The following is a 9,824-nucleotide window of genomic DNA, read 5'->3' on the forward strand; positions in this document are numbered from 1 at the left end:
TCCACCTTGTAATATTTGATAAAAGTATGAATAAATAATAACATATATTTATGAATTTGGAAATAAAGAATTAATATATGTCAGAATTATTCACCTCTTCCAGAATTTTTCAACGGTATTTCCATATCCCGTGGAGCGCATAGGAAACAAAGAAAAACAGACTCTTCAGCGGACCATATCCCACATACCGATACACCTGATAAGTCATTGCCGCAGACTTCAGCTTATTTCTGGATTTTCCCCCTTCACTGAGCCGGTATTTCAGGTAAGGTCTGTTGATCCCTGCTGCAAATCCTCCCTTTCTCAGGATCCGGAGCCAGGTAATGTAATCTTCATGGCTGTCATCATGTTCCATTGGAAACGCAAGTGCATCTTCTCTGCGCAGCAATACGGAAGAACAGTTGATGCTGTTATGCTTCAGAAGCTCCCTGTATGTGATCCGTTCCTTTACCGGAATATATTTGCTGGTAGTGCGCCCATCCGGCGTCATCAGCTCTCTTCCGGTGGAGCAGATCGCACAGCCGGTCTGTTCCATAACCTCTGTCTGGGCTTTCAGCTTGCCCTTTTCCCACCAGTCATCCGCATCCAGAAATGCGATATATTTTCCCCGGGCTTCCTTTACGCCCCGGTTTCTGGAACGGGCAGCCCCCATATTCTGTTCATTTTGGATATAACGGATCTTTCCGCTGTCCATATATTTCATTACAGCAAGTTCTGTGCCGTCTGCAGAACAGTCATCAATGACCAGCACTTCTACCGGAACCTCCTGTCCCAGTGCTGATTCGATCGCTTTTCCAATATATCTTTCCCCGTTATATACGGGCATCACTACGGAAACCAACGGCTTTTCCATAAAAACAACCTCCGTCCTCTCTATCCACAAAATGCGCGTCAGGATGATCTGCCGCAGCCTGACACGCATTTCGTTTCGTTACTTATTTTTTGTCTTCGGAATCCTTAAGAGCGTTCTTCTGATTATCATCCACGCCCTCGGAAACTTCTTTCTGGAAAAAGATCTTTACAGTCATAAACAGAAGCTTGATATCCAGAAGGAATGAATAATTTTCAATATAAAACAGATCCAGCTTCAGCTTATCATACGGTGTGGTGTTATATTTGCCATATACCTGAGCATAACCGGTCAGTCCGGCTTTTACCTTAAGACGATAGTGGAATTCCGGGATTTCCTGCTCATATTCCTGCATGATCACATCTCGTTCCGGACGTGGACCTACCAGAGACATATCACCCATAAACACGTTAAACAGCTGGGGAAGCTCATCCAGATGCAGGTTACGCAGAACATGTCCTACCGGTGTGATACGGGAATCGTGCTTGGATGCAAGACGCGCCCCGTTCTTCTCGGAATCCACACACATGCTTCGGAATTTCCGGATGCGGAATTCCTTTCCCTGATAGGTAAGACGATCCTGGAGATAAAATACCGGACCGCCGTCATAAGCCTTCACCGCAATGGCAATGATCAGCATGATGGGTGAGGATACGATGATCCCAAGTCCGGAAACAATGATATCCAGAACTCTCTTGGCTGCACGCTGCTCCATGGAAAGTCCCTGATTCCTGCACATCAGAAGCGGCGTATCAAACAGATGGATCCTGTCTGTTCCAAGCAGGATGATATCGGAAATCTTCGGGCTCATATAGCAACGGATGGAATGAGAAAAACAGTATTTCAGATACCTGTTTCGGATCTGGGACGGAAGATCCCAGATGATCACGCCTTCATAATCTTCCATCATGGCATGGATCTTCTCTTCGCCCTCACGGATATGAACCTTACCGCTGATATCGTATTTATCCTTTCGAGTGTTCATCTTGTGGATCACATCACCGGGATCACGGTCTCCGTAGAGCACCAGCAGCCTTCTGGCTCCGTACAGTCTGGAGTAAATATACCTGGATCCCCAGATCCACAGTACCGTCACAACAAGCTGGACTCCGGTCATTTCGATCACCGGTCTGGCCGACATAAACCATCTGTTGATCAGTGTGATCTGAAAATACGTCACAACATTGGTACAGATCGTTGCCAGCGTCAATGAATAAAATACATCGATACGCTTCAGATAGCCTACCTTCAGACCTCCGTAAAGCTTGGCAAACATCAGATAGATCAGCGCATAGATCAGGATCATTACCCAGTTACCTTTTCTCCAGAATGGCTTCAGGATCAGGTCACTGTAAAAATCATACCATACATAAGCAAAGATCGCTGCCTGTGCGATCACGATCAGACTTGCCAGACAAAATACCACAAATCTCTTATAATCTTCTCTTTTACTTCTATTCACAGATTTTTCTTCCTTCCTGAGGAGTAGATATTAACTTCATCATTATAGCCAATATATACTCTTACGTCCAGAGATTCCTCTGATTTTTCTCCTGATATTTTCCTGTCAGGATGTTTTTTTCCGTGACTATAGCAAAAATCCCCAGGAGCTTACCCGGGGATTTTTGGCTGTATATATTTATTTTTCTTTTTCAGTTTCCACGCCTTTTCGAATTATTCATTCACCAGGTTATACTCTTCGATGGATTTGTTGATGGAATCTGCCATGTTTTTCACAGCTGTATCCACATCCTCTTTTCCGTTGAGCATACTTTCAATCTCGGATTCCACGGTAGCTCTTGCCTCCGGGAATACACTTAACAGAGCGCCTACATAGTCGGCGGAAGAATCATGGAGCTGGTCGATCGCTGTCTGGAACTGCGGATATTTTGCAACATTATCCTTAAATACCTGCTCTTCCTGAGACTTTACAGTTACAGGGAAATATCCGGTCTGTGCGTTCCAGTAAGCCTGAGACTCCGGAGAGATCAGGAATTTTACGAACTCCCATGTTGCACGAAGCTTTTTCGGATCATTGTTGTTCAGTGCCCAAAGAGATGCACCACCGATGGAAACACCGCCCTCGTCACTGGATTTGATCTTCGGGAAGTATGCAGTACCAACCTCAAATTTTCCGTTTACATCCTGAAGGATCTGTTTCAGGGAAGCTGTGGAGCCAAGAGTGATCGCAGATTTTCCTGCTGAGAAATCTGCCAGACCAGCATCGCCGCCTTTTCCTACGACCGGTGCGAAGCCCTTGTCGTTAAGATCCTTCCATGCTGTAAGGATATTCTTTGCAGCATCATTCTCGTCAAAAGCAACAGCTGTAGCAGCCTCTTTACGTCCGTTTCCGTTGTTTGCATACTCAAGGCCCTGCTTTCCGATAAACTGCTCGAAGAACCATCCGTAGATTCCAAGAGACATTACCTCGCCTGCGCCGCCTTTGTCCAGAAGATCCTGTCCGATCTCACCGATGCCCTCCAGGCTGTCCGGAATTTCTGTGATGCCTGCTTTATCAAACATGTCCTTGTTGTAATACATGATCGGTGTGGAAGAGTTGAATGGCATGGAGTACAGCTCATTGTCGATGGTGTAGTATGCAGCCAGGTTCGGCTCGATCTCAGATACATCGTAGCTGTCTGCGTCGATCATCTGCTGCATAGGCACGATCCATCCGGAATCGATCATGAATCTTGTTCCGATCTCATATACCTGTACAAGATCCGCACCCATGTTTCCGATCTGTGCACTTTTCAGCTTGTTCAGGGAATCATCATATTCACCCTGATACTGAGCATCTACAGTAATTCCGTATTCATTCTCATCGTTAAATTTTTTTACCAGTGTATCGATTGCCTCACCATTGACACCACCCATGGAATGCCAGAAGGTAATGGTAGTTCCGTCTACATCGGAAGCATCTGCCATTTCCACTTTTTCATCTGTGCCGGCATCTGCGGCGAATACAGTTACTCCGGAAAGAGAACCGATAGTCATTGCTGTAGTAAGGAAAGCTGCGATGATTTTTTTCTTCATAACTTTTTTCTCCTCTTGAAAAATTTTCTCTTTTTTCATTTTTTTATATAAGATGAACTGCCCGTCTTACGACTTTGCAGTATCTTTTTGCATTATTTTTCCCCTTACAGCAGGATGCTGCAGGGTTGCTGCCTGCTCCGATATCAGCCCTTGACTGCACCAGAGAACATTCCTCTGATCAGCTGCTTCTGTCCAACGATAAAGATGGAAATGGACGGAATGATGATCATAACAACGCCTGCGATCATCAGGGTGATAGACTGTGAATCCACACTATCCAGCATACTGATACCGATCTGAACGGTTCGCATATTGTTGGAGCCTGTTACAAGCAGCGGCCACATGTACATATTCCATGCGTTGATAAAGGTATACACTGCCATAGCGCCAATAGCGGATTTTGTCAGCGGAAGCAGGATCCTTACGATAAATTTCAGATTGCTGCAGCCGTCAAGCTTTGCCGATTCATACAGTGAGATCGGGAAAGTCATGTAAAACTGGCGGAACAGGAAAATTCCCATTGCGGATGTAAGGTAAGGCACGATCAGTACCTGATAAGTATCCAGCATTCCCCAGCTTGATACCGTCAGGTAGTTGGAAATGATCGTTGCCTCTCCCGGAACCATCATGGTTGCCATCACAACCATGAAGAGAATACCTTTTCCTTTGAATTCCAGGAAAGAAAACGCAAAAGCAGCAAGAGAACAGGTAATGATCTGTCCGATGGTAATGCATCCCGCCATGATAAAGGAATTCAATATGAATCGGAGAAGTGGAACGGTGCGGAATGCATTGATAAAGTTGGAAAAGGTCGGATTCTTGGGAAAGAGATTCAACTCTGTAGTAAACAGTTCACTGGAAGGCATCAGTGCAATACTGATGGCATAAAGCAATGGAAGCAGGATCAGAACCGCAAACACAACATTTGCCGTAACACGGAGTGCTGTTCTTGTTCTTCTCTTTGCAAGAGCTTTTGCATTCATAGCTTTTTTCAGCTCCAGAAGCTCCTCTTTTGACATATTTCCCACTGCCGGGACTGCCATATTTTCCATCTGGCTCATCAGTAATTCACTCCCTTCTTCTCAATACGGAACATGATCAGTGTGATGATCATGATGATCACAAACAGGATAACCGACTGGGCTGCCGCACTTCCGAAGCGGTAGTTAAAAAACGCATCCCTGTAAATGGAATAAACAATAACATTGGTAGACTCATTAGGACCACCCTCTGTCAGGATCTTGATCTGTCCAAAGGACTGAAATGCCTGTATGATATTTACCACCAGTGTGTAAAACATGATCGGGGAAAGTCCCGGAAGCGTCAGGCTGAAAAACTGCTGCACACTGCTGGCTCCATCCACAGAAGCTCTCTCATAAATGGTCTCATCAATATTTCCGAGTCCTGCGGAAAAATACAGAAAATTGATCCCGCTGTTCAGCCACGCAGTAAGAATGGCTACGCAGATCAGAGCCGTGTTCGGATCGTTCAGCCAGTTGATATCCAGGCCGGTAAGCTTATTCACAATACCTACTGCCGGGTGGAGCATGATCTGAAAGATCATTGCTGCAGAGCTGGATGCAATAGCCATTGGCAGAGCATAGGATGTACTGAACACCCGGATTCCCGGAAACGCCTTGTTACAAAGCACTGCTGCGATCAGACCAAGAAGCATGCCGCCGACCACAACGATCAGCACAAAGATCAGCGTTACCTTCAGACTGTTGATAAAGGATGCTGACTGAAGCAGCTCTTTATAATTGCCCAGACCAACGTACAGCTTTGCCTGTCCCATCTTGTTGGTCTTGTAAAGACTTAAATAAATTGTTTTCACAAACGGATAAAACAGAAAAATTCCAAAAATAAGCATACAAGGCACCAGATATAAGTACGGTGTGATCTTGCTTTTGCTGTTATTTTCCATAACTATTTCTCCTCCTTGCATAATCAGATTCTATTTACAGGCTGATCTGCCTGCACTCAAGCTTTTCCGTGACATAAATTCATGACACAAAAATATTTTCTTCTGTCTCCGGATCAAACACATGGGCCTTCTCCATATCAAAATACAGAGAAACCTTCTCCCCTACCTGTGTCTGATTTTCCGGACTTAAGCGGACTGCCAGGGTTTTGCCCTGCTCATCAAAATAGAGGATCACTTCCGCTCCCAGCATCTCGCGGTTTACTACAGGCTCATCTACATCTACGCTTTCATTTTCAATACCAAGCTTTTTCGCCTCGTCCAGCTCGTAGATATCCTCCGGACGGATTCCGAGGATCACGTGTCTGCCGTTATATCTGTCTGCGATCTGTTTTCCTCTGGTTCCGTCCAGATAAACCTTTTTCACAGTTTTGGCATCATCCAGAAGAAGGGCCGTGCGATTATTTTCTTCTGCTTTTACCGTACACCGGAAAAAGTTCATGGACGGAGAACCAAGGAAGCCTGCCACGAAAAGATTTACCGGATTGTCATAAATACTCTGCGGCGCTCCCACCTGCTGGATCAGACCATCCTTCATGACCACGATCTTAGTCCCAAGAGTCATGGCCTCTGTCTGGTCGTGCGTTACATAAATAATGGTGGTGTCCAGCTGTTTATGTAATTTCACAAGCTCCACACGCATCTGAGCACGGAGCTTTGCATCCAGGTTGGAAAGGGGCTCATCCATGAGAAAGGCTTTCGGCTTCCGAATAATTGCACTTCCAATGGCAACTCGCTGTTTCTGACCGCCGGAAAGAGCCGCCGGCCTCCGGTCAAGAAGCTGGTCGATCTCCAGGATCTTTGCCACCTCATGGACCTTTCTGTCGATCTCATCCTTCGGAAGCTTACGGATCTTCAGGGCGTATGCCATATTTCCATAAACTGTCATGTTCGGATATAAGGCATAGTTCTGGAACACCATGGACATTCCCCTCTCCTTCGGTTCCAGATAATTGGAAAGCTCACCGTCGATCCACAGCTCACCGTCTGTGATCTCCTCCAAGCCTGCGATGATACGCAAAGTGGTGGATTTTCCACATCCGGACGGACCTACAAAGATCACAAACTCTTTATCATGTATATCAAGATTAAAATCCTTCACACCGTAATGCTCCGAATCAAATTGCTTACATACATTTCTAAGTGCAATTTCTGACATTATTTATCTCCTTTCTCTTCTCTCGCTCACATAGTTTGTAGTATAGGATTTTTCCGGCTGTTCAGATATCGTGATTGAGATAAAGCTTTGTGAATTGTATGTTAAATTGTTTCAGAAATTATATGCAATTCCGTTAAATTCTTTCTCCAGAGTAAAATACCCATCGTGTTATGTTGCCACCTTCTTTCGCCGTCATCTCTGTCCTGCATCATATCTTCCAATTTTTATTACATTGATCACAACAGCTCTCTCCAATATGTCAGCAATATGGATATTTCCCGTCTCCTCGCATATCTGAATCAAATAAAAATAGAATATTCATATTTAATACTTGCCTCTCTTCCAGATAAATGCCAACTTTCAGGCTTTTATGATCACTTAATTTGTGCAATTTTTTATGTTATTTTAATTTTTTCTGTAAAATCTCAAATATATGCTTTGTTTTTGTCTAATTTTACCCTTGAAGTTTTGTACATAAGTTAAACAATACAAAATATTGTTCTTAAATTTTCTAACTTTTTGTTAGCCACCTCGTCCGAGAAGTGCTATAATAATCCCAGTCAGAAAAGAAATGCAGAATTCGTGTTACTGCGAACAGCGCGAACAGCAACATTACCGGAATCCATGCATCAGGAGGAGGAATTTGACATGATCACATTGAAAGCAGAGAAAAGAAACCCGAATGTAAAAGCTAAAAAATTAAGACGTGAGGGTTACGTCACAGGAATTCTTAGTGGAAAAGAAATGAAAGAGCCTGTAGCACTTCAGTTTAACGGTGCCGAGGCAGCCAAATTCATTAAAGCAAATAAAGAAGGTACACAGGTTTACTTGGACATCGAAGGCGAAAAAGTTGATGCCCTGGTAAAAAATATTGACTATAATCCAATTGAAAAACAGCTGATGGCTCTGGATTTCCAGGCACTGGTAGCCGGTGAGAAGGTTTCCACAACAGTCGCTGTTAAACTGGAGCACACCGACATGGTTCAGGGTATCGTTGAGCAGGAGATGGAAGAGATTCACTACAAAGCAGATCCGTCCAACCTTCTTGACACCATCGTCATCGACTTCAACGGCTATCCTGCAGACGTCCGTGATATCCATGTAAAAGACCTCCCGATCCCGGAAGGCAAACACGTCCACTTCATCACTCCTGAGGATGCAGTTGTTGTTCATATCGGTGAGTATGAGGCAGCTCCGGAAGAGGATGAGGACGCTGAAGGCGCTGAAGCTGAAGCGAAATAATTTTATAATTTCATATGAAATATTTCAGGGGATTGCTTGGTGGCAATCCCTTGGTTTTGTTTACATAATTCTAAGAATGTTATTTCATTTGTAATTTCTTTATCTCATCCAGCGGCAACCCGAAAAAATTAGAGATATCTTCCAGTGTAAATCTGCTTTCTTTGAGCATTTTCTGTGCGGTAAGCAGCGCCTGTTTCTGAAGCCCAATACTTTCGCCCTCTGTACCCCCTGTGTTCTGCCATCTGCTCTTGCATCATCACACATTTCCTGTACAGCCTGACACATATCAACACTCCTTAATAAATTTTTGTTAGCGATCTATAAACGCTCCGTCAAAAACTTCCCTACGGCGTATCGGCTTCGCCTTGTTTCTTAACCTCACTCTACTACTAAACGATTATATACAGATTTTATTATCACATTACTATATGTATCGGAAGCAAGGTTCTCTTTAATGTTCCTTATTTCCTTATGATAATCTCCTTTATCAATCTGATTTCTATAAATGACTTTCTTACAATTTGCAAATTGAATAGTCACTTCCGAAAATATTTCTTCACCATCTATATCAGTAATGATGCCTTCTCCCAGTTCTTTGTGGATAAGATGTTGTCCCACCATAATTTCTTTTTGATTTATATTTCCGGAATAATTGTCCACTATATATTGAATAAATGAATTTAATATGTAAATATAATCTTCAAAATTGTTTTCTATTTCTTTAAAACACCTATTTCTCCATTCTACAGAACTTCCATTTTGGTCATACAATAAATTTATTTCTGAACAAATATAAGAAACACCTGGAACAATGAAATAAGAAAATTGCTTAGGTACAATTAACTTTTGATGTTTAGACCAAAAAGCGTTTTTTCCAATCAATATATGAAGTAATAAATGTTCAATATAATTACAATAAACTAGACGTTCTGCTTTTTGGTACTCAAACGGTTGTTCTAATGCACATCCTGTATGCGAAAGCATATAGCCTTTATCTTCATCTATATGATGACAAAATAACCCTTCTTTAGTTCTTGAAATTCGCTTACTTTTAGTTTTACAAGTAGCATTTGTAAAATAATCATATTTAGCTGGTCCATATTTCTTTAATAAATATGACACAAATTCATCGTAATTCATTTCCATCTCTTGCTCAAAATGTTCTAATTTGCAATCATACCGGGGAAGAAATCTTTGACGTGCAACCTCCTTTTTGTCTGGATTTTGGCAGGGCCCCAAAGTTGGTACCCTGCCCTTTTTGGACAAAACAAAAGAACCTGAATGCCTTGATTTTAAAGGCTTTCAGGCTCCTAAGGAGCAGGGGATGAGAGAATCGAACTCCCACCAAAGGTTTTGGAGACCCCTATCATACCATTTGACCAATCCCCTATATACAAGAAAAAGTGGCTGTTGGCCACAAATTCTTTTACATTGTACTCTCAAAACTACATACATGCTTGTTGATCGTTAATCAAACTCTTTGAATCAATTCTTAACCTGCGTTTCTTGGTCAAGCCCTCACCCGATTAGTAACAGTCAGCTCCATGTGTTACCAC

8 protein-coding genes and 1 tRNA gene are annotated in these 9,824 nt (G+C 43.0%); 1 reads left to right on the forward strand and 8 read right to left on the reverse strand.

Translation table 11 applies throughout. The features are described 5' to 3' along the window. Positions 1-109: 109 nt before the first annotated feature. The 6 genes from LKD46_RS14980 to LKD46_RS15005 all read right to left on the reverse strand — a co-directional run bounded on the left by LKD46_RS14980 (position 110) and on the right by LKD46_RS15005 (position 7,026). Entirely contained in the window at positions 110-853 is a 744-nt protein-coding gene (locus LKD46_RS14980; protein WP_022427092.1) for a glycosyltransferase family 2 protein, read from the reverse strand. Between the two features lie 82 nt (positions 854-935). After that, positions 936-2,312: a sugar transferase gene (locus LKD46_RS14985; protein WP_227574316.1), complete on the reverse strand. Its 1,377-nt coding sequence runs from the start codon at positions 2,310-2,312 to the stop codon at positions 936-938. A 212-nt stretch (positions 2,313-2,524) separates the two neighbouring features. Next, positions 2,525-3,886, reverse strand: coding sequence for an ABC transporter substrate-binding protein (locus LKD46_RS14990; RefSeq protein ID WP_022427090.1), 1,362 nt, complete (start codon positions 3,884-3,886; stop codon positions 2,525-2,527). 143 nt (positions 3,887-4,029) lie between these two features. After that, on the reverse strand, positions 4,030-4,947 hold the full coding sequence (locus LKD46_RS14995) for a carbohydrate ABC transporter permease (protein ID WP_022427089.1): 918 nt from the start codon (positions 4,945-4,947) through the stop codon (positions 4,030-4,032). Then, complete coding sequence (locus tag LKD46_RS15000) at positions 4,947-5,810, reverse strand: carbohydrate ABC transporter permease (RefSeq protein ID WP_015525321.1); 864 nt, start codon at positions 5,808-5,810, stop codon at positions 4,947-4,949. Before LKD46_RS15000 ends, LKD46_RS14995 begins: the two co-directional genes overlap by 1 nt. A 79-nt stretch (positions 5,811-5,889) precedes the next feature. Then, the gene (locus tag LKD46_RS15005) at positions 5,890-7,026 is read right to left on the reverse strand and encodes an ABC transporter ATP-binding protein (protein ID WP_059086348.1); all 1,137 of its coding nucleotides are present in this window, start codon (positions 7,024-7,026) and stop codon (positions 5,890-5,892) included. 648 nt (positions 7,027-7,674) lie between these two features. Here LKD46_RS15005 and LKD46_RS15010 point away from each other — a divergent pair. Beyond that, positions 7,675-8,268 (forward strand): 50S ribosomal protein L25, encoded by a 594-nt coding sequence (locus LKD46_RS15010; RefSeq protein ID WP_161209943.1) that lies wholly within the window; start codon positions 7,675-7,677, stop codon positions 8,266-8,268. A 378-nt stretch (positions 8,269-8,646) separates the two neighbouring features. On the opposite strand, the gene LKD46_RS15015 is transcribed toward LKD46_RS15010, so the two are convergent. After that, positions 8,647-9,408, reverse strand: a complete 762-nt coding sequence (locus LKD46_RS15015) for an SAV1803-related protein (protein ID WP_147238621.1) — start codon at positions 9,406-9,408, stop codon at positions 8,647-8,649. Positions 9,409-9,586: 178 nt separating this feature from the next. Then, positions 9,587-9,657 (reverse strand) — tRNA-Trp (locus LKD46_RS15020). Between the last annotated feature and the right edge of the window lie 167 nt (positions 9,658-9,824).

This window comes from Blautia fusiformis (genome assembly GCF_020686995.1).
In the GTDB taxonomy this organism is placed as follows: Bacteria; Bacillota; Clostridia; order Lachnospirales; family Lachnospiraceae; genus Blautia_A; species Blautia_A fusiformis.

Excerpts from the sequence above, each read along its gene's own strand:
- LKD46_RS14990 (WP_022427090.1), bottom strand. The coding sequence starts at position 3,886 with ATGAAGAAAAAAATCATCGCAGCTTTCCTTACTACAGCAATGACTATC.
- LKD46_RS15010 (WP_161209943.1), top strand. The coding sequence starts at position 7,675 with ATGATCACATTGAAAGCAGAGAAAAGAAACCCGAATGTAAAAGCTAAA.
- LKD46_RS14995 (WP_022427089.1), bottom strand. The coding sequence starts at position 4,947 with ATGAGCCAGATGGAAAATATGGCAGTCCCGGCAGTGGGAAATATGTCA.
- LKD46_RS15015 (WP_147238621.1), bottom strand. The coding sequence starts at position 9,408 with ATGAATTACGATGAATTTGTGTCATATTTATTAAAGAAATATGGACCA.
- LKD46_RS14980 (WP_022427092.1), bottom strand. The coding sequence starts at position 853 with ATGGAAAAGCCGTTGGTTTCCGTAGTGATGCCCGTATATAACGGGGAA.
- LKD46_RS15005 (WP_059086348.1), bottom strand. The coding sequence starts at position 7,026 with ATGTCAGAAATTGCACTTAGAAATGTATGTAAGCAATTTGATTCGGAG.
- LKD46_RS15000 (WP_015525321.1), bottom strand. The coding sequence starts at position 5,810 with ATGGAAAATAACAGCAAAAGCAAGATCACACCGTACTTATATCTGGTG.